The following is a 19,730-nucleotide window of genomic DNA, read 5'->3' as shown; positions in this document are numbered from 1 at the left end:
GGAGGTTGTGAATGAGCAACCACAGCAACGATGAGCAGGAGATAACGCAGCCGTATCCGGATCCTTCTGGGGGACTGGCACGCTGGTTGCAGGAGTTGATGTTACCCCCCAATGCGCCGGCTCCTTCCCCCTCATCTTCTGGCGAGCAGCTCACCTTGCTCCAGAGCAAAGATGACCATCTGCGCCTCTATCAACAGATTCCTGATTTCTGTGAAGCCCTCATTAAGCACGATAATAAGGTTTTTCTTCGCTATGCTGGTCTCATCTATCATCTGATCGGCTGCTCGCTATGCCGAACCGTCTATGTAGAGACCTATACCGCCCTGGCAGAGGTCATGGCCACGCAGCCTCTCCCTCCCGAGCAGGAGATCCTTTTACGTCCCCCGATCGTGGTGCCACCGGTCCCGGCCCGCTCCCTCGTTCATCTCTGTCAGAGCCTGATTCGCCAGGCGGAGCTGCTCTTGCGTCAGGCGGAAGGTGAGCCGGAGGGGGAAGAGGCGCTTGAAAGTGCCCGGCAGCTCCTGCAGCGGGCGATCCGTCTGAGCGCCGGACTGACGCAGCAGCGCGAGCAGGCCCTGCGCGATCTTGTGCGCGTAGCGACCCTGGTGAACGAGCACAAGGGGCCGCCACGCGAGCCGCCGCTTTACGCCTACGAGCCGCGCCAGCTCGGTCCAGTTGCCCGTTCGGCGCGTAGGAGCGCTGCCCTTTCTGGGGGGGCAGGTGGATTGTCTGCCGGCCAGCAGGCGGCGCCAGCGATCCTCTTGCAGGCGGGTCCCTACGAAGGAAAAATAGAGCAGGAAGGCGATCTGCTGGTCCTCACTCTGCAGGGATTGCCTCCGGAGCTGCGTGGTCAGTTCCTGGAGGCGGCTCTGCCTCTAGGAACCCTGATCGAGGCCGTTGGCTGGTTGGGCGGCGATCCGCAAGCCATTCGCTCGCCGGAGCCAGTAGACGCTCAGGGCCGACTGCGCTTCCCTCTGGGCCGCACCTCGCTCCGGTTGAGCAAGGCGGAGGAACGCCACATCCTCGAGGTGGCCTTCATGCGTCTGGAGCTGCGCCCCTGCGGATCCTAGGAGGGGCAGAGGCCGACCCTCCCATCCGATCTGTCTGGGCGGAGGGAGAGGGAGAGAGAGACCGGGCCTTCGCTCAGGAGAGAGGGCGGCTCTGGGCGATCTCATAGGCGCGGCGGAAGTGAAGAAAGGCTTCGCGTGCCTCCCCGCGTTCCTCAAGCAGACGGGCATAGGTGCTGTAGTATTCGGCAAGCTGGTCGCGGTCGATATGAAGCCGCTCGAAAAGGGCCAGGGCCTGACGGCAGCATCGATCTCCCTCCTCGTAGCGGCCCTCCTCGTAGGCAAGTTGGCCGAGCAGGAAAAGTGTCTCTGCCTGAATAAGGTTGTCGCCGGCGGACCGCGTCAGGGCCAGGGCTTGCTCGCTGTAGGCTCTGGCCTCAGCAAGCTGGCGCTCATGGTGAAAATGCCAGTGGGCCAGATGGAAAGCGGCGCTGGCGGCCTGTAGCGGCTCGCTGGTCCGCCGGAACAGGTCGTGCAGCGTTGCCAGCGCTTGTCGGCGGCTGGCATCGTCCCCGCTTCGCAGCCGGGCATAGTAGAGCAGATGGGTGATCTCTCCCTGTAGGCGGGTGAAGCGCCGCCACTCCTGAAGGGCCAAAGCTTTATGGGCACTGAGGAGGGCCAAAGGGTAGTTGCCTTGCTGCGCATAGCCGGCGCTCTGCTCATAATAGACCTGCTCGGGAAGGCGAGCGGAAGCCGCACCGGCCTGCTCGCTCAGGGCTGCTGCCCGCTCTAGGGACGCGATCGCTCGTTCCGGCTCGCCTCGCCTGAGATAATGCTCTCCAAGGCTGAAATAGCATCGAATAAGGAGAAAATAGTCTTTCGGAGTAATTCTCTCAGAAATACTTATACTCTCATTATAGAAAAACTCTGCTAAATGATAATTTTGCATAGAAAAATTTACAATACCTGAAAAATAGAAGATAAGGGCTTTTAGGTGAGAGGGATCGTAATCAGCCAGGAGCTGGCGACACTCTTCGAGGGAGCGCTCGGCCTCAGAAAGGCGGCCAGCGGAGAAGGAGGCGAGGGCGAGAAGATAATAGACCCGCGCCTTATCGTGGCGCGGGAGGAGGAGCCCGATCAATTGGTGCAGGGTGGAGGTGGCCCGGGCCAGCTCACCCTCGTGAATCCAGACCTCGCACTCCAGCAACTGAAGGCGCAGCTCGCTCTCGTTAGCCAGCGCCTGCGTGCGCCGTCCATTGCGAGCCATCAACGGGGCGATTGCTCCACCTCCGGCCTCGGCCAGAAGCTGGGAAGGAGAAACGCTCAACCGACTCGCCAGGATCTCTAGCGCTCGGATCGATGGCTGAATCTGTCCGCGCTCGATGGCGGAGATGTAGCTCACGGAAAAGTCCTTCCCGGCTAGCTGGCTCTGGGTGAGTTTTCTCGCCTGTCTGATCGCTCGCACTCTTGCCCCTACTGAAGACCCGAGGTGGTTGGGCGTCTTTGGTGACATAGAACCCTCCTACGTACAGCACACTCGTGAATATGAATGGGGAGTCAATAAATAAATAACTTCCTCATAAAAGAGATTGTAAATTCTTTTTATTGTTGTGTCAATAGCAGGAAAAAATCAGCACGCAAAAAAGTCCCTTTCTTGTGTTACAACTAAAGCTCTCTCCAAATATTGGTCTCCTGAATGAACAGCGTATTGCAGCAGTCATCACAATGCTATGCACAGTTCAATCGAAATTCAAGTGGGGACCAGCTCCTCTCGAGAAACGCCGCCCGCCTGATGACCTGCTCGAACTGTGTATCTATCTTTCCCTATGGCCAGATAGCTTAGAAGCTCTCTAGATCTGGTACTATCTGACTCTGCCCCTTGTTGAGAAGCTGGCCACCGTTCCAGGCGAGGAGTGGTGTGCTGCAAGTGGCAGCTCCCTGCTGACGGCGGCCCTCTTTCCCTGTATAATCAAGGCAACCTGGACTTCTGGGAGGGTGAGTCTTGCAATGTTTCGCTTCCTAACCGCCGGTGAATCGCATGGGCCTTGCCTGACTATCATTGTCGACGGGCTGCCTGCTGGACTAGAGATTGATCGTGAGGCCATCGACCGTGACCTCCGTCGTCGTCAGGGTGGCTACGGGCGTGGGGGACGCATGAAGATCGAGAAAGACAGCGTGCGTTTCCTCTCTGGCATTCGCCATGGTCGGACGCTCGGCTCGCCGGTGACCATGCAGATCGAAAATCGCGACTGGGTCAATTGGCAGCAGGCCATGAGTGTGGAGCCAGTGGAGGAGCCGCCCGAGCCGGTGACGCGCGTGCGCCCTGGTCACGCCGACTTTACCGGGGCCATCAAATATGGCCATCGCGATGTACGCAATGTGATTGAGCGGGCCAGTTCGCGTGAGACGGCGGCGCGTGTGGCGGTAGGCTCTCTTTGCCGCCAGCTTCTTCAGCCCTTTGGAATCTCCATTCACAGCCATGTGCTGGCCATTGCCGATGTTGGCTATGAGGAGCCGCGTCCGCTGACGCGCGATGCCTATCCCCCGAGCCTGTGGGAGCAGGTTGAGGCTTCGCCCATGCGCTGCGCCGACCCCGCCTTGACCGAGCGCATGATTGCACGTATTCTAGAAGCGAAGCGGACTGGCGATACCTGCGGAGGTGTCTTCGAGGTGGTCGCCCTTGGAGTCCCGATCGGCTTGGGCAGTTACAGTCAGTGGGACCGGCGGCTGAGCGCGCGCCTGGGCCTGGCCATGCTGAGCATCCCTTCGGCCAAGGCGGTGGAAATCGGGGCGGGGTTGGAGGCGGCACGGCGCACCGGCTCCCAGGTGCATGATGTCTTGCGTCATGGGGCTGATGGAAGCTGGTACCATCTCACCAACAACGCCGGGGGCCTCGAGGGTGGGATCACCAACGGCGAGCCGCTGGTGGTGCGGGTGGCTCTGAAGCCTATTCCTTCCCTGGCGCATCCGTTGCCCGCTGTTGACCTGGCCAGCGGCGAGAATATCGAGCAGACCCGCTATGAGCGCAGCGATGTCTGCGTGGTACCTGCCGGTGGTGTCGTCGGCGAGGCTATGATGGCGATTGTTCTGGCCGAAGCCCTGCTGGAAAAGTACGGCGGCGATAGCCTGGAGGAAATGCTGCGGCATTTCCGTTCCAGCCAGTCAGTCTAGCCAGAACCAGATCAGGTCTGCCGGCGAACGACTACGGCTGGACGCGGCCTGGCCTTAAAGAGATTGAGAGGCGGCCAAACCACCGCCAGCGAGGTGCTGGGCTGAACTGTGGCCTCGCCAGGCCGGTCCACTCCAGGACCTTGCTTGCTCTCGGCAGGGCTGACCGGCGGGTCGATCCTGCCGTGCTCAGTTCTCTTCGTGTTGTTGTCGTATCGTGGGCCTCTCTCTCGCCGAGAGAAAGGGCTGTCTTTTCTGCCAGCAGGCATTGCAGAAACCGCTGGCCACCAGGTCAAGCGTTAATCCGTGAAAGCCGTACTGCTGCTGCAGGTCTTCGTGCAGATTCCCGAGCAGGTTCTCATCCAGGTGGATAATCACGCGGCAGCCGCGACAGATGAGATGATGATGGGCCTTGCCCGGAGCGCACTCATAGCGCGGCGGCTCCCCCGGCAGACGGTTCTCGCGCACCAGCCCTAGCTCTTTGAGCAGTTCGAGCGTGCGGTAGATGGTCGAGAGGCTGACCGCCGGATTCTGCTGCTGCACGCGCTCGCTGATCTGCTCGATGCTCAGATGGGCATTGGCTTCATGAATGACGTTCAAGATCATCGAGCGCTGCGGCGTGAGACGGTAGCCGCGCTTGCGGAGAATTTCGTTTGATGACTTGGCATAGTGGTGCATAGCTGGAACCCTGACCTGTAATTGGCTTGAGCTGCCCTCGCTGAGAGGAGAACAGCCGGGCAGCGCCATTGGCTGCTCGCGAGCGATTGATAGATCTTGGGAGCGACCTTCCCTGAATCCTAGCATGGCCAGATGCAGGGCGTCAATGAGAGATCTGGCCGGCCAGGGGCCGTCCCTGCCCTGAAAAGGCTAGAACGAAGCTCAGGCGCCTGCTGCGCCCTCTCGGCGGACAGAGAAGGCAATAGTCGGGGGAATCTGCCAGGCAGGGAGACCCCAAGAAGGGCCTGGCTGCTCGCCCGCGCTGGCGAGCTGGCTCATCTGCTGAGTGCACGGTGCGACGAAGGAGGATGGCACCATGACTGCAACGCATTTCTGGCGCTCTGTCGTTGATCCACTGCGCGTCATGAGCGCGCGTGTCCAGCATTGGGAGCAAGCGCGCTCTCATCTGCGCGAAGAGGCCCTGGCGGTTGAAGAGCCGCTGGAGGTCCGGCTGAACCAGCGGCGCCTGGCAGTGATCATGCGCACTCCTGGCCACGATCGCGAGCTGGCCCTGGGCTTTCTTTTCAACGAGGGCCTCATTCATGAAGCGCAAGAGGTCCTGCGCGTCGAAGAGGCCCTCGACGCCGATGGTCTCCCATTGCCAAACGTTGTCGATGTCACGCTCCGCTCCGGTCAGGCCCAGCCGGAGCGCACTGACTCCCCCGCCGCCTGCCAGGCGACCTTTGAACGCCATTTCACCGTCTCCTCCAGCTGTGGGCTGTGCGGCAAAAATAGCATTGCCGAGCTGCTCAGCTCGATCGCTCCGTTGGAGTCAGATCAGCTGCGCTTTCGGGCCAGCGTGCTCTATGCGCTCCCTGAGAAGCTGCGGGCGGCTCAGGCGGTCTTCTCCTATACCGGCGGTCTCCATGCGGCTGCCCTCTTCTCGTCCCAAGGTGAGCTGTTGCTTCTGCGCGAGGATGTTGGACGCCACAACGCAGTCGACAAGCTGGTTGGATTCGGCCTGCTTGAGGGCCGTTTTCCTTACCGGGAGCACATCCTGATGGTCAGCGGGCGGACCTCCTTCGAAATTCTTCAGAAGGCGCTCTATGCTCGTATCCCATGCGTGGCCGCTATTTCGGCCCCTTCCAGTCTGGCGGTCGAGCTGGCGGAGCAGGCAGGTATCACCCTCATTGGCTTTCTGCGAGGGCGCTCGATGAACGTCTATACCCATCCTGAGCGTCTGCTAGCCGCCGATTGAGGGGTGAGATGAGGGTGGGCTTGCGTGCCTGGGGAGGACGGGTCTATAATGCGGACTATGCGAGGAGCCATGCAGAGTGACACCATAGCAGCGATCGCCACCCCTCCCGGTATGGGTGGCATCGGCATCGTGCGCGTCAGTGGGGAGGCGGCTTTTTCCGTTGTGCTCCCGCTCTTCCGTCGGCCCGGGGGTGAGCAGGCGCTTCCACCCTCGCACCAGCTCACCTATGGGCGGATTGTCGACCCGCGTAGCGGCGAGGTGCTTGACGAGGTGCTGGTGGCCTTCATGCGCCGGCCCCACACCTATACGCGCGAAGATGTGGTGGAGATTCAGGGACATGGCGGACCGCTCATCTTGAGGCGGATTCTGCGCCTTGTGCTTGAGCATGGGGCGCGGCTGGCCCAGCCGGGAGAATTCACGCTGCGGGCCTTCCTTAATGGGCGCCTCGACCTGGCCCAGGCCGAGGCCGTCATGGATGTCATTAGTGCCCGCACCGAGATGGGGCTGCGGCTGGCCATGCAGCAGCTAGAGGGGCGGGTCTCGGCTCGCCTGCGCCAGGCCCGTCAGGCGATCCTGGGAGTACTGGCGCGCATTGAGGCAAGCATCGATTTCCCCGAAGACGATATCCCTGCGCCGCGAGCCGAAGACCTGCGCCCGCAAATGTGGGCAGCCCAGGGGCTGATCGAGGAACTGCTGGCCGGAGCGGAGCAGGGCCGTCTCTACCGAGATGGACTGCGTACGGCCATCATCGGTCGCCCCAACGTTGGCAAATCGAGCCTGCTCAACGCCCTGCTGCGCAGCGAGCGTGCCATCGTTACCCCGATCGCCGGTACAACTCGCGATACCATCGAGGAAGTGGCCAATCTGCGCGGCATTCCCCTGCACCTCATCGACACCGCAGGCATCACTCCTACGGAGGACCCGGTCGAACAGATCGGCATCCAGCGCAGCCGGGCCGCCGCCGAGAGCGCCGACCTGGTACTCCTGGTCTTCGACAGCGCGGAGGACTTTACAGCTCAAGATCGACAGGTCTGCGAGGAACTCCAGCGCCTGGGCTTCGGCCAGGCGAACGACGCGACGGCGAAAGGCCGCCCTGTGGTCCTGGTACTCAACAAGGTAGACCGTCCGCGCGCGCTGCCAGTTGCGGAGGTGCGGCGCTTCTGGCCAGAGGCACCCCTGGTCATGACTTCGACGCTGACTGGCGAAGGCTTGGACCAGCTAGAGGAGACAATTGCCAGCCTGGTGCAAACTGGTAAAGCGTTGCAGAGCGATAGCGTACTGGTAACGAATCTTCGCCATCAGGAGGCCCTGCGTCAGGCTGCTCAGCATCTGCAGGCTGCCCTGGCTACCCTGGAGCAGGGCCTGCCACTCGACTTTGTCTCGATCGACCTCCAGGCCGCCTGCCAGGCCCTCGGCGAGATCACCGGCGAGACGGCCAGCGCCGACCTGCTCGAGCGCATCTTTAGCGAATTCTGCATTGGTAAGTAACTTTTCCTTTTTGTGTCTTATGTATCGATTTATTTCTAGTAATCTCTCTGCACAGGAAAAATGATCTTCAGGAGCAGTGTGAAGCGATCGACGCTGCTCGTGGCGGTGGTTATCATGCTGAGCAGCGTCGTGCTGACAGCCCTGGCCTATCGGCTGGCGCTGGGAGAAATAATGAGCGGCGGAGTTGAGCCGACGCCGGTGCCGGTTGCCCAGCGACCGACCCCCTCGCCGACGCCGACCCCGACGCCGACCTTTACACCGACCCCGACTCCAACTCCGACCCCTTCGCCGACCCGTGATCCGGCCACCGTGCTTGGCGTTGAGGGGCGGACCGCCGCCGCGGCCGGGGGCATCGCCTGGGTACGTCTGGGGCATCACAGCTGTGGTGCGGCTGGCTTGCAGGGGCAGACCCTCAAAAACGCGATTGCCAGCATGCATGCAGCGGGCTTCCATGTCTTGCTGACGCTTTGCCAGCCGAGCGCGGGGCCGCCGCGTCTCTATGATCCTAACATTCTCCAAGACGCCGCCTCGGCGGGAGCCGATGCCGTGCAATGCGGCAACGAGCAGATGAAGCTTGATGCCTGGACAACCTACGTCACCCCTGAGCGCTTTGCGCGCTTCTACGACCTCTGTGTTCAGGCGGTAGATACCTACGACCCTGGTGCCAAGGTCATTCTTGGCTCGGTTGATCCGCTTGTGGTACCGGACGACTATGGCAAGCTCATGGTGCGTGTTGCCTATCTCAACGAGATGGAGACCGCCATGAATACGCTCGTCCATCCAGGCGGCCACTGGAGCTGGCGCACCCAGACCCTGGGTCTCATCGATAGCTGGCACAATGGCTATCCAGGCGACTATGTTAATAACCTCTATGGGTTGCTGGCCTTCTGGGCCCAGCAGTTCGGCCTGGATCTCACTAGCGGCAAGCTGGGAGAACACATCTGGATTGTCGAGGGCACTGGCTGTTTCCAGGGCTGTGGCCTCAACGTCTACAATCCGACCGAGATCGCCATTGCCCACATCCTATCGCTGATTAGCGATGTCCGCACCGCCATGAGCTACCGCGTTCCCTTCTTCTACTTCAGCGGGCAGGACTTCGTCATCGACGGCCAGCTCTGGCCGATCGGCGTAGTAGATGTAGGAGGACATCCCAAGCCCTTGAGACAGGACCTGGGGATGGGAGCGCGAACTCTGACCCTTAGCTGTCCACAAGGGGCACGCGAGGTCCAGACGCAGCCAGCCCTCCTGGGGGCGCTCTATCGGGGGTGTCAGCTACCGGCAAACTATCGAGCCATTCTGGCGAGCTGATGGCTGCCGTCTGGCAGAGATCGCCATTGCGGCCAGGATAGCTGTGTGCGCACCGGCCTCGGAGAAGGCTGTGGGAAGGCCGGCAAGGCCGCAGGAAACGACAGACAGGTAGGACTGTTTCTCCGCTGAGCAGCAGCGTCAGCCGCGGCGGGGAGAGAGGGCAAGGCGCTCCTTCCCGCCGCCTGGTGCTCTTCTGCTCCTCGCCTCGCTCAGCCCTGGAGATAGCGGAGAACGTCCGAGCGAGGGATGACGACCTGGCGCGCCCCTCCTTCAGCATCTTCAGCGCGCAGGGAGCGGACGGCGATCGATCCCTGGGCCAGCTCCTCCTCTCCCACGATCAGGGCAAAAGCCGCTCCCGAGGCGTTAGCCTGCTTCATTTGAGCCTTGGGGCTGCGGTCACCGTAGCTCATCTCGGTCTTGATACCGGCATGACGTAGCTCCGCGACCAGGCGCACTGCCGCCTCCTTCAGGGCCGGCTCCTTGCCCATATAGACCACGAAAGCCCGCGGCCTTTCGGGGGAGGGGGGAACAATCCCCTGGCGCTTCAGCTCCAGGATCACGCGCTCGATACCCATTCCGAAGCCGATTCCGGGTGTAGGGGGGCCACCCAGCAGCTCGGCCAGCCCATCGTAGCGACCTCCGCCGTTGAGGGCGGTGGCATCCCCCTCGGAAGTGAACTCGAAGACGGTGCGCGTATAGTAATCCAGACCGCGCACAAGCAGCGGATTCAGCTCGAAAGGTACCTCGTAAAGCTGCAGGAAACGTTGTGCCCCTTCGAAGTGCTCGTGGCAGGCCGAGCAGAGATAGTCGATGCTGCGGGGGGCGGCAGCGATCTTATCCTGATCCTGGGGCTCCTTGCAATCCAGCAGGCGCAGAGGATTCTTCTGGAAGCGGGACTGGCAATTATGGCAGCACTGGTCAAGCAAAGGGCGATAGTAAGCGCGCAGGGCCTCCACATAGCGTGGACGGCAGATTGGATCACCGATGCTGTTGAGTTGCACACGAATACCTTGCAGTCCAAGCTGCCGATAGACCTGATAGAGCAGGGCGATCAGCTCAGCGTCGATCGCGGGATCGCTCTCGCCGAGGGCCTCGCAGCCGAACTGATGATGCTGACGGTAGCGTCCGGCCTGGGGACGCTCGTGGCGGAACATCGGCTCGCTGAGATAGTAGAGCTTCACGGGCTGAGGGAGCTTAAACATGCCATGCTCCAGGTAGGCCCGCACCACGCCCGCCGTGCCCTCGGGGCGCAGCGTCAGACTCTGGCCGCGGCCCTCTCTGCCCGGGCGATCTTCAAACGTATACATCTGGTGCTCGACCACATCCGAGGTTTCGCCCGAGGTCTTGAGAAAGACACCGGTCTCTTCCAGAATGGGGGTCTCGATACGGCGGTAGCCGTATAGCTCCGCCACGCTCGCGGCGGTCTGCTCAACGAAGCGCCAATAAGGCTGTTCATCCGGCAAGATATCGCGGAAGCCCTGCAGGGCCCGGTACTGCTGTGCTGCTGACATAGTTCGCTACTCTTCGCGCCTCCAGATCGGAAATGCACAGCCTATTATAGCAGATGCTGTCCAGGGGAGGGGCCAGGCGCAGGCGACAAGAGAGCGGCCAGGGGGAAGGTTGTGGCCGGAGCGCCCGCCGATCTGGCCATAAGCTGCGGGTCTGTTACTCTTGAGCTAAAGCAGGCGTTACACTCATGATTAGTTAAGGGGAGGGAGGACTCGCCTGCCAGCCCTGTGCTCATTTGAGGCGGGAAAAACAGGCGAGAAAGCGCCTGGCGACACGGCGGTGGTGCAGTCCATAGCCCACGAGCCTGGCCTCTGGACATTCTGACGGGGAAATGGTATTACACAACTGAGGAACTGGCTCGTTCTGTAGCTACCATCAGGCTTGCTGGAATGCCAAAGGGCCTCTCCGCATGTACCGGGATGGCAGGTCCTGCACACGCCTCCGCCGGCAGTCGGCATCAGGCATCCAGCTATGCATGGGCCAGAATGGTCAAGGTCTGCACGTCAGCAAGGATGCTACTGACATCTCCGTTGGGCCGTGCGAGCCAGAAGAAATGCCCGGTTCTTCTTCTTCATCTTAACTGCCGTACGGCAAGTAACAAGGAGCTATGAGCGAATTACAATCAGAAACCATTGAGACAGGAGTCAAGACGAAGTACAGCCTTTCGGTCATTCTGCCTGCCCATAACGAAGAGGCAGCCATTGCCGGCACGCTACAAAATGTGCTCAAGACCCTGACCCCGTGGGTGCAGGACTTTGAGGTCGTAGTAGTCAACGACGGCAGCAGAGACAACACCAGAGCCATAGTCGAGGCCCTGGCTGCCAGCGATCCGCGCATTCGCCTCATCAACCATCCAGTCAATCGTGGCTATGGGGCGGCCCTGGTCAGTGGCTTTGAGGCGGCGAGCAAAGACCTGGCTTTCTTCATGGATTCCGATGGCCAGTTCGATATCCACGACATCGAACAGTTCTTTCCGCTCATCGAGCGCTTCGATGCGGTTCTCGGCTACCGGATCAAGCGTCAGGACACCTGGATGCGCAAGTTGAACGCCTGGGGCTGGAAATGGCTGGTGCGTCTGGTCTTCGGCCTGCGCGTGCGCGACATCGACTGTGCCTTCAAGCTCTACCGCTCGCAGTTTTTCCGCGAGCACAAGCTGGAGACGCGCGGAGCCATGATCAATACCGAGATCCTCTACAAGTTCACGCGCGCAGGCTATACCTACACTGAAGTTGGCGTGCATCACCTGCCGCGCCGGGGGGGGCGAGCCACCGGCGCCAGGCCGGAGGTTATCGCGCGAGCCTTCCGCGAACTGATCTACTACGCCTGGAAGTGGCGGCGAGAGGAACGCCGTCAGAGGCGGGCCTATCGGGCCATCTTGCACGAATGAGGTAGAGACGAACATGAGCGCGACCTTTGCCGAGCTGTATGCTCCTGCCCTCAAAGAGGTCTTCACCGTTCAGGCCCGGCAACGCCTGGCAGAAGGGGCCAACGGTCTGGAATACGCGCGCTCCTACGCCGAGCGGGGCAAGCCCGACTTTGTCCTTGCCTTCTTGCTGTTGGTAGAGGCCGAGGACAATCTCAAGCGGGAGCTGCTGGCCTATGCCTATGAGCGGCGTGCCGCGCTCTCCGAACAGAAGGCTGTCAACTTCGCGCGCCAGTTCCGCCGCTCATTCCCGCTGGTACGCCAGAGTGCCCATCAAGACCGGCTAGCAGCTCAACGTGTCCGTGCCGGCCAGCCTCTGCCGTCGCCTCAGGAACTGGCGCGGCTCTTCAACGAGCAGGCGGAACTGTAGGGAAGCAGGCAAGACGGCTGGTCTGTGGTGAGAGGGTCGTGGGTGTAGGCAGGAATCATGGGCGGCCAAGGCAAAGACCGCCGCGCGCCGAATCAGGAAGCGCGAGGGGCAGGCTGGATCTGGTGATTGTCTTCCTGATGGAAAGGAAGGCGGACCAGACCTGGCCTGCCCCCTGCTCTTCTGTCTGGCGTGCTGGTAGCGAGCTATTCCTGCTCAGGCTCAGAGGAGCTGGCGAGAGAGATGGGGGCCTCCTGGTCCTGCCTCTCCTCTATAGCGGGCGCCGACTCCTCCCTTGCCGGAGTCTGGTCATCCTGGGCAGACGGGCCTTCCTCGCGCTCCCCACTGCGCTTCCCATTCGTGGTAGCCACCGCCACCACGCTGTCGCCTTCGGCGATCGTCATCAAGCGTGTACCCTGGGTGGCGCGTCCCAGGCGGGAGACATTGCTGATCTCTGTGCGGATCACCACGCCTCCGGCAGTAATAATCATCAGGTCGTTATCGAGATCGGTAATGATGCGAGCGGTAGCCACAGGACCGGTCTTCTCTGTGACCTTGGCCGTCAGCACGCCGCTGCCGCCGCGGCTCTGTAGCGGGTACTCCTCAATGGGCGTGCGCTTGCCGTAGCCGCGCTCCGTCACCACCAGCAGCTCGCTGTTGCGTGGAGTCAGGTTGAGCGAAACCACGCTATCGCCCTCTTCCAGCCGAATGCCACGCACGCCGCCGCTCATGCGCGACGCCGCGCGTAGCTCCTCTACAGTAAAGCGGATGGCCTTGCCGTGGGCGGTAATCAGCAGCACGTGGTCATCGGCGCGTGCCAGCTTGGCCCCAATCAGACGATCGTCCTCATCGAGATTCATGGCGATCAAGCCCTGGCGGCGCACGCTCTCGAACTCGCTCATGACCGTCTTCTTGATCTCGCCCTTACGAGTGGCCACGATCATGTAGTCGCGGCTCACCCCTTTGGGGACAGCCACGATGGCCGTGACCCGCTCCTGTTGATCGAGGGCGATCAGATTGATCAGATGCTCGCCGCGGGCCGTGCGACTAACGTCGGGCAGCTCGTAGACGCGCAGCTGATAGACGCGGCCCCGATCCGTAAAGAAGAGCAGGCTGTCATGAGCGTGGGCTACCAGCAAATGGCGAACAGCGTCATCCTCGCGCGTGACCATGCCAGTTACGCCCTTACCACCGCGGCGCTGGGCGCGGTAGGTACTGGACGGGAGACGCTTAATATAGCCCTTCTCCGTCAGCGTCACCACCACTTCCTCGTTCGGAATGAGGTCCTCTTCGGTGAAATCGCCGGCCTCTCCCTCGCGAATATCGGTGCGGCGCGGATCGCCGTACTTCTCCTTTAACTCTTCCAGATCGGCCTTAATCAGCTTGCGCACCTCATTGATATCGCTCAGCACCAGAGTATAATAATCGATGTGTTGCTGAACGGTGCGCAGCTCCTCCTCGACCTGGCGGCGTTCGAGGGCGGCCAGACGAGCGAGGCGCATATCGAGGATGGCGCTGGCCTGGGCTTCTGAGAAGCCGAACTGTTCCTGAAGCGTGCGGTTCAGCTCGGCCTCGGTTCCCTGCGACTGACGAATCGTCTGCAGAATGGCATCGAGGTGTTCAAACGCCTTGCGGAATCCCTCAAGAATGTGTTTGCGGGCCTCGGCGCGAGCCAGCTCATAGCGAGTTCGCCGCGTGATGACCTGCTCGCGATGGTTGATATAGTGCTGCAGGAAGCCCTTCAGCGTGAGAATACGCGGCTGGCGATCGACCAGGGCCAGCATATTCGCGTTAAAGGCGCTCTGCATGGCCGTATACTTATAGAGCGAATTAAGGACGCTGGTCGGATTCGCATCGCGCTTCAGCTCGATGACCATGCGCATACCGCGGCGATCGGATTCATCGCGCACCTCGGCGATCCCCTCGATCTTCTTGTCGCGGGCCAGCTCAGCGATCTTTTTAACCAGCTCGGCCTTGTTAACCTGATAGGGTAGCTCGGTAACTACAATGCTGGCGCGTCCGCGCTCGTTCTCCTCGATATGGGTCCGGGCGCGCACCACGATGCGCCCGCGCCCGTTGGCGTACATGTTGCGAATGCCCTCGCGGCCCTGGATAATGCCTCCTGTGGGAAAATCAGGGCCGAGGATGATGCGCGAGAGGTCCTCGGTGGTAGCCTCGGGATGGTCGATCAGGTAGATGATGCCGTTACAGACCTCGACAAGGTTATGCGGGGGAATGTTGGTGGCCATGCCGACAGCGATGCCTGCTGAGCCATTGACGAGGAGATTGGGCAGGCGGGCCGGCAGCACCGTTGGCTCCTTGGTCTGGTTGTCGTAGTTGGGCACGAAATCGACCGTGTCTTTGTCGATATCGCGCAGCATCTCGTCGGTGATGGGAGCCATTTTGGCTTCCGTGTAGCGCATGGCCGCGGGCGGGTCATCGTCCTGAGAGCCAAAGTTGCCTTGCCCCAGGATCAGCGGGTAGCGCATCGACCAGGGCTGGGCCATGCGCACCAGTGTATCGTAGACGGCGACATCGCCGTGCGGGTGGTAGAGCTTGAGCACCTCGCCGACGGTGCCGGCACATTTGCGAAAGGGTTTATTGGCCTGCAAACCCATCTGCTCCATAGCGTAGAGGATGCGACGATGGACCGGCTTGAGGCCATCGCGCACATCCGGCAGCGCTCGGCTGACGATCACGCTCATGGAGTAGTTCAGATAGGCTACAGTCATCTGTTCAACAATATCAACAGTTTTGACATTGCCTACTTCTTCCATCATGCAAAAATCCTCAAGCGGAAAGAAAGATCAGCACTGGCTTTCGACGGCGGCTGGCTGGATCGCCTGGGGTAAGACGGACAGAGGTGCTGCGACTCTCTGGCCAGGCTGAGCCTCCCTCTCAAGCTAACTTTTTCTTATAGTATAGCACATCTGAGAGAAAAATGCGAATGGGGGCCAGAACGTCCCTCTTGGGAAGTGAAAACCCGCAGCTTTTCACCCCTCCAGTCCTATATTTCATAGCTGATATGTGGTATGATAGATGCTAGAGCGGGATTAAAAGAGGTTTATTAAGCGCGGCAGAGCGGATGCCGCGAACTCTGCACCGGACAAGAGCTGTGTCGATGGCGAGCGTGCTCTTTAGGAGAAGCCGTGAGAGGGAGAAGGGAAAGCAACAGTCAACGCTTCCCGGCTGAAGCAAGGGATGTGCCTGCGCAGCCGGCCGCCTTGTTGGCTCGGGCTTCAGGACTGGTTGATGCCAGCCCACTGCCCCGTGAGACAGTGACCTGATCAGGCGCTCTCCCTTCCTGTATCCTGTGAGGAGGAGCCGTTGCTACAAGGATCTTCTTGTAGTACCTTTATCCTCAAGCAGAGGAGGATAGCCTCAGAGGAACGTGTTGTCAACCCTATGCTGACAGAAAGGAGGGGGCCGCCTTTCTCCCCTGGCTGTGTCTGGGGAGCCCCGGCGGCAGGTCTCTATGGAATGGCATCTTACACTGCAGTTGGCCTTGTCGATCCTGGTCATCCTGATCTTCATGTGGTTTGGTTACCGCCGAGGATGGCGTCGTGAGCTGTTCCTGGTACCCTTTATTCTAGGGGCGGTCCTCTTTCTGATCTTGAACATCGGGCGGGGGCTGGCCCAGATTCTGGCTCAGTTCTTCGTCGATATTCCAGGCGTCTCGCCGGCCGGGCGGGCCATCACAGCGGTGACTATTATTTGCGTTGTGGGTCTCGTGGCAGCGGGCTATCTGCTTGGCAATCGCCTCTTTCCCAAACCAGGTGTGCCACAGGACCGCGTTCTCGGTCTGGTCCCCTCATTTGTCACGGGAGTAATTGTCGCCTTCGGCTTGACGAACCTTGTCTTTCCTGATACCCAGCGTGTCATGCTCGGCCAGGGATTCATTCTTGTGGACCAGTCCCGCGTGGGCTATTATGCCCTGGCGCTCTTTATCATTATTGCCATCGTCGTTGTGATTCGGCTGGTCTCGACCAGCCTGGGGAAGAAGAAGTAAAGGAGATTGGAGGGCATTGGCCGTGGAGGCCAGGCCGGATCTGGCCAGGCCTGATGCGGCGGGCTGAGAGCCGAGGTGAGTAAGCGATGAGCAAGAAAGATGCCAAAACCATCGCTGCCGAAGAACAGGAGAAAGATGACCCCTGGCGCTCGGGACGCGCGCGCTGGAACATTCGTCAATTCCGCTGGGGGCGCGACAAACGCTGGCACTTCCCCGGTCAGCAGCCAGATGAGGTTGTCCGTTTGGTGGTGCGCAAGCACAAGGTCTTCTTGCTGAGGCCAGCCATGCCCACCATTGGTTTGGTCCTGGCTTTGTTGTTGGTGATCTGGGCCAGCACCCGCCAGCCGCTCCTTGGAGGACTCTGGCTGGCCCTGGAGGTCATCATTACGCTTCTGACCGTGGCGGCCTTTGGCTGGTTCCTCTGGAAGGACTTTCTCGACTGGTGGTTGGAGACCTATATCATTACCAATAAGCGGCTCATCAGCTCGCGGGGCGTCATGCAGCCGGTGCGCCACCAGATCGAGATTCATCAAATCAACCAGGTTGGCATCGATCAGGACAGCCTGGCCAGCTTGCTGCTCTCCTATGGCAATGTTCACCTCTATTTGACGGGCGGCGACTTCATTATGAAAGATGTTCCCGCGCCGCGTAAGGTCAAGGATGCCATCGAAGGGCTGACCGCCGAGGTAAAGGGCAATAAGAAGCCGCAGGAGAAGCCGCCGGCTCCTCGCGACCAGGACCTGACGCGCGTGCTGGAGCAGCTAGCCAAGACCAAAGAAGTACCGAAGCTGCAGGATGCCGACGAGCGCTATCCCCTGCGTCATCCCGATCGTGTGCGTGGTCCCCGGCGAACCTTTGGGGGACCCCTGCGCATTCCCTGCGATGTCCATTATTCCTCTGGTGAGTTCACCGTTGAGTACATCCAGCGCTCGCGCTATGTTCTCTATCGTAACCTGGCTCTGCCCCTGCTCTTCTTCGTCGGTATTCCACTGCTGGCGATTCGCGTCTCGCTGCTGCTGCCCGCTACCTGGTACCTGGTAGCCCTGCTTGAGGTCGTGCTTCTGCTCGTCATGGGATTGATCTACATCAACTACGTCGACGATGTCTACATTCTGACGAACCGGCGTATCATCGACATCCAGCGTCGCCTGATTTTCCTCTACGAGGCGCGGGTGGAGACCGAGTACAAGAATATCCGTGATATCAAGGTCACGGTCTCCAGCGTCATCGAGCGACTGCTCGATATCGGCAATGTCTACATCGAGACCCCCGGTTCCAGCGCCGACATTGTCCTGGCCACCGTTGACCATCCGTTCCTGGTCCAGGACAAGATCTACTCCATCAAGGGCTACAAGGATCGGGTAGATGCCGTTTCCAAGGAGAATGCCAGCAAGAAGGAGCTGCAGACCTGGTTTGCAGCCGTTCTGGCAACTCTAGAAGGGAAGTGGCTCAACTATGGGGCCCCTAATCTGCAGCGTCTAGATTACTGGTCGGCGGTCGAGCGGGCCAGCGAGTTTGGCCTGCGTGTCGTAGCGGTGGGAGAGGACTGCTCCTATCCCGATCTGCCCCCAGGGCTGGTCGTGCGCCAGAATCCCCCGCCGGGGACCGTCATTAGCCAGGGAGGAGAGATTCAGGTCTATTTGAGCAAGCGGCCATAAGCCTCAACGGCGCTGAGGGTGCGAAAGCAGCCAGCTACCAGCGGCGCAGGCAGAGCTTGAGCGTTCCCGCGAGAAAAAGCCAGAGCGTCGCGCCGGCCTTGCAGACTCCGGCCCTTGGGGAAAGGAGTCCTTTGCCGACTTGACGCTCTTGTTATACAAGAAAGAGAACCGCACAAAGCGATCGACCTACTCAGGGAAGAGTGCCCTTACAGTAAGCCGGCGGCTCAGGCTCAGCGCATATTCCCACGGACGAGCAGAGCAACGCACTCGATATGGTAAGTTTGGGGGAACATATCGATGGGTTGGGCGGCGATCAAGCGATAGCGGTCGCCGGCGCAGAGCGTTGCGATATCGCGCGCCAGGGTACTGGGATCGCACGATACATAGCAGATTGCCCGCGGGGCCAGAGCCAGCAGGCCCTGAAGGGCCTTGGGATGGCAGCCGGCGCGTGGTGGGTCGATCACTGCCAGATCGATGCGCTCACGGCGGTAATGGAGCTGTCCCAGCAGGCGTTCCAGCGTGCCCTCGATCGTCGTAATATTGTTCTGATTATTGAGCAAAGCGTTCGCGCGCGCATCGGTCACCGCGCTGGGCTGGGACTCAATGGCGATCACACGGGCGGCGTGGCTAGCCAAGAAAGCCGAGAAGAGGCCGACGCCGCTATAGCCATCGAGCACCACATCGCTGCGGCGCGGCTCCAGCATAGCGAGCGTGCGCTCTATCAGAGTTGCGGCCTGAGTGATATTCACCTGGAAGAACGAGTCAGCGGAGACGCGGAAACGTTTACCGAGGACCATATCGGTGAGGAACTCCTGGCCCACCACCACGCGCCCGAAGCGTCCGCCGACGCGCTCGATAATCACCCCGACGATGCCGGGGGCGATGGTGATCAGCTCGTGGGCCAACTGCTGAGGGGCCTCGATAATTGAGCCAGGGCGGGCCTGGATTGTCAGCAGCGTAGGCACGGCCCGAGCCGTCTCGCCGGAGCCACCGGCGGGACTGACAGTGCCGACGGCGCCGCGGATCGTGAACTTCTGGATCATCTGGCCCAGGGCGTCCCCGAAGTACTTCAACAGCTTGGCGCGCACGCGCTGATAGACCATATCCAGTGCTGGATGGAGCAGAGGACAATCCTCAAGGTCCTGGACGTCATGGCTGTCGGTGAGCTGGAAGCCGATCTCGCAATTGGGGCCAGTTGAGAACTGGGCAATATTGCGGTAGTGCCAGGGCGAAACACCGGGGGGCATGCCGATCGTCGGATGGACCACCGCATCGGGCTGCTTGCCGATGCGCACCAGCAACTGGCGAACGATATGGGCCTTCCAGGTCAGTTGAGCGGGGTAAGCGATATGCTGCCACTGACAGCCGCAGTCGGTCAGCTGAGGATAGCGCGGCTCCACCCGCTCGGGAGCTGGACGCAAGACTTCCAACAGCGCCGCCCGCGCATGTCCACGGCGTTCTTCAACGATTTCCACCCGCACTCGTTCGCCGGGAATGCCACCGGGTACAAAAAGGACCCGTCCCTCGTATCTTCCTACGGCGTCGCCTCCATAGGCAAGGTCTGTCAATTCAACGTCGATGCTCATAATCACCTCGGCGGCCACCTGCACTCTAGCGGCTTGCGTCCCTGCAAACGTCCTGATCGGTTGCACGCATGACTGCGGGGGCAGGCCCTACGAGCGCATCGATTGTGCCGTCCCATCTTTCCAACATTGTAACGAGTAACCAAACCTACACTGTTGTGCAACAGCAGGGGTAAAGAAGGAGGGGCCGTACGTACCCCCTCTTCTGAGCTTGGGAAGGGGGGGCCCGCAAGCGACGGGCCCAATCTGTAATACGCCCCTATTATACAGGATGTCGCACAGTCAGGCGATGGTC

General features: G+C 60.7%; 14 protein-coding genes. 9 read left to right on the top strand and 5 right to left on the bottom strand.

The genetic code is table 11. From position 1 onward, the window contains the following. The first annotated feature begins 11 nt into the window (after positions 1-11). Positions 12-1,070 (top strand): hypothetical protein, encoded by a 1,059-nt coding sequence (locus tag ACFMO7_RS14445; protein WP_376796192.1) that lies wholly within the window; start codon positions 12-14, stop codon positions 1,068-1,070. Between the two features lie 73 nt (positions 1,071-1,143). Here ACFMO7_RS14445 and ACFMO7_RS14440 read toward each other — a convergent pair whose 3' ends face one another. Then, positions 1,144-2,520 (bottom strand): tetratricopeptide repeat protein, encoded by a 1,377-nt coding sequence (locus ACFMO7_RS14440; protein WP_376796191.1) that lies wholly within the window; start codon positions 2,518-2,520, stop codon positions 1,144-1,146. Positions 2,521-3,014: 494 nt separating this feature from the next. Between ACFMO7_RS14440 and aroC the strand changes: the two genes are divergently transcribed. Next, complete coding sequence (gene aroC / locus ACFMO7_RS14435; RefSeq protein WP_376796190.1) at positions 3,015-4,178, top strand: chorismate synthase; 1,164 nt, start codon at positions 3,015-3,017, stop codon at positions 4,176-4,178. Positions 4,179-4,364: 186 nt separating this feature from the next. Here aroC and ACFMO7_RS14430 read toward each other — a convergent pair whose 3' ends face one another. Continuing rightward, complete coding sequence (locus ACFMO7_RS14430) at positions 4,365-4,853, bottom strand: Fur family transcriptional regulator (RefSeq protein WP_376796189.1); 489 nt, start codon at positions 4,851-4,853, stop codon at positions 4,365-4,367. 355 nt (positions 4,854-5,208) lie between these two features. Between ACFMO7_RS14430 and fdhD the strand changes: the two genes are divergently transcribed. From fdhD to ACFMO7_RS14415, 3 genes are all read left to right on the top strand, one after another. Further along, a complete protein-coding gene (fdhD, locus tag ACFMO7_RS14425) occupies positions 5,209-6,090 on the top strand; it encodes a formate dehydrogenase accessory sulfurtransferase FdhD (RefSeq protein WP_376796188.1) in 882 nt (293 codons plus the stop codon). A gap of 69 nt (positions 6,091-6,159) precedes the next feature. Next, entirely contained in the window at positions 6,160-7,578 is a 1,419-nt protein-coding gene (gene mnmE / locus ACFMO7_RS14420; RefSeq protein ID WP_376796187.1) for a tRNA uridine-5-carboxymethylaminomethyl(34) synthesis GTPase MnmE, read from the top strand. A gap of 78 nt (positions 7,579-7,656) precedes the next feature. After that, entirely contained in the window at positions 7,657-8,886 is a 1,230-nt protein-coding gene (locus ACFMO7_RS14415) for a hypothetical protein (RefSeq protein ID WP_376796186.1), read from the top strand. Positions 8,887-9,095: 209 nt separating this feature from the next. Here ACFMO7_RS14415 and hisS read toward each other — a convergent pair whose 3' ends face one another. After that, positions 9,096-10,397, bottom strand: coding sequence for a histidine--tRNA ligase (gene hisS / locus ACFMO7_RS14410; protein WP_376796185.1), 1,302 nt, complete (start codon positions 10,395-10,397; stop codon positions 9,096-9,098). Between the two features lie 605 nt (positions 10,398-11,002). On the opposite strand from hisS, the gene ACFMO7_RS14405 reads away from it, so the two are divergent. Together ACFMO7_RS14405 and ACFMO7_RS14400 are read left to right on the top strand one after the other, a co-directional pair. Next, positions 11,003-11,782 (top strand): glycosyltransferase family 2 protein, encoded by a 780-nt coding sequence (locus ACFMO7_RS14405; protein WP_376796184.1) that lies wholly within the window; start codon positions 11,003-11,005, stop codon positions 11,780-11,782. Between the two features lie 13 nt (positions 11,783-11,795). Next, positions 11,796-12,188, top strand: a complete 393-nt coding sequence (locus ACFMO7_RS14400; RefSeq protein ID WP_376796183.1) for a hypothetical protein — start codon at positions 11,796-11,798, stop codon at positions 12,186-12,188. A 203-nt stretch (positions 12,189-12,391) separates the two neighbouring features. Here ACFMO7_RS14400 and gyrA read toward each other — a convergent pair whose 3' ends face one another. Then, entirely contained in the window at positions 12,392-14,965 is a 2,574-nt protein-coding gene (gyrA, locus tag ACFMO7_RS14395; protein ID WP_376796182.1) for a DNA gyrase subunit A, read from the bottom strand. Between the two features lie 695 nt (positions 14,966-15,660). On the opposite strand from gyrA, the gene ACFMO7_RS14390 reads away from it, so the two are divergent. Then, positions 15,661-16,194: a hypothetical protein gene (locus tag ACFMO7_RS14390; RefSeq protein WP_376796181.1), complete on the top strand. Its 534-nt coding sequence runs from the start codon at positions 15,661-15,663 to the stop codon at positions 16,192-16,194. Positions 16,195-16,280: 86 nt separating this feature from the next. Continuing rightward, positions 16,281-17,852, top strand: coding sequence for a PH domain-containing protein (locus tag ACFMO7_RS14385; RefSeq protein WP_376796180.1), 1,572 nt, complete (start codon positions 16,281-16,283; stop codon positions 17,850-17,852). A gap of 230 nt (positions 17,853-18,082) precedes the next feature. Here the strand turns inward: ACFMO7_RS14385 and rlmD are convergent, their stop codons facing one another. Next, positions 18,083-19,438: a 23S rRNA (uracil(1939)-C(5))-methyltransferase RlmD gene (rlmD, locus tag ACFMO7_RS14380; protein WP_376796179.1), complete on the bottom strand. Its 1,356-nt coding sequence runs from the start codon at positions 19,436-19,438 to the stop codon at positions 18,083-18,085. Between the last annotated feature and the right edge of the window lie 292 nt (positions 19,439-19,730).

The organism is Thermogemmatispora sp. (genome assembly GCF_042408735.1).
GTDB lineage: Bacteria > Chloroflexota > Ktedonobacteria > Ktedonobacterales > Ktedonobacteraceae > Thermogemmatispora.
This window is presented reverse-complemented; position numbering and strand designations above follow the sequence as displayed.

Coding starts and splice junctions, on each gene's coding strand:
- ACFMO7_RS14445 (WP_376796192.1), top strand. CDS start 12: ATGAGCAACCACAGCAACGATGAGCAGGAGATAACGCAGCCGTATCCG.
- ACFMO7_RS14440 (WP_376796191.1), bottom strand. CDS start 2,520: ATGTCACCAAAGACGCCCAACCACCTCGGGTCTTCAGTAGGGGCAAGA.
- aroC (WP_376796190.1), top strand. CDS start 3,015: ATGTTTCGCTTCCTAACCGCCGGTGAATCGCATGGGCCTTGCCTGACT.
- ACFMO7_RS14430 (WP_376796189.1), bottom strand. CDS start 4,853: ATGCACCACTATGCCAAGTCATCAAACGAAATTCTCCGCAAGCGCGGC.
- fdhD (WP_376796188.1), top strand. CDS start 5,209: ATGACTGCAACGCATTTCTGGCGCTCTGTCGTTGATCCACTGCGCGTC.
- mnmE (WP_376796187.1), top strand. CDS start 6,160: ATGCAGAGTGACACCATAGCAGCGATCGCCACCCCTCCCGGTATGGGT.
- hisS (WP_376796185.1), bottom strand. CDS start 10,397: ATGTCAGCAGCACAGCAGTACCGGGCCCTGCAGGGCTTCCGCGATATC.
- ACFMO7_RS14405 (WP_376796184.1), top strand. CDS start 11,003: ATGAGCGAATTACAATCAGAAACCATTGAGACAGGAGTCAAGACGAAG.
- ACFMO7_RS14400 (WP_376796183.1), top strand. CDS start 11,796: ATGAGCGCGACCTTTGCCGAGCTGTATGCTCCTGCCCTCAAAGAGGTC.
- gyrA (WP_376796182.1), bottom strand. CDS start 14,965: ATGATGGAAGAAGTAGGCAATGTCAAAACTGTTGATATTGTTGAACAG.
- ACFMO7_RS14390 (WP_376796181.1), top strand. CDS start 15,661: ATGGAATGGCATCTTACACTGCAGTTGGCCTTGTCGATCCTGGTCATC.
- ACFMO7_RS14385 (WP_376796180.1), top strand. CDS start 16,281: ATGAGCAAGAAAGATGCCAAAACCATCGCTGCCGAAGAACAGGAGAAA.
- rlmD (WP_376796179.1), bottom strand. CDS start 19,438: ATGAGCATCGACGTTGAATTGACAGACCTTGCCTATGGAGGCGACGCC.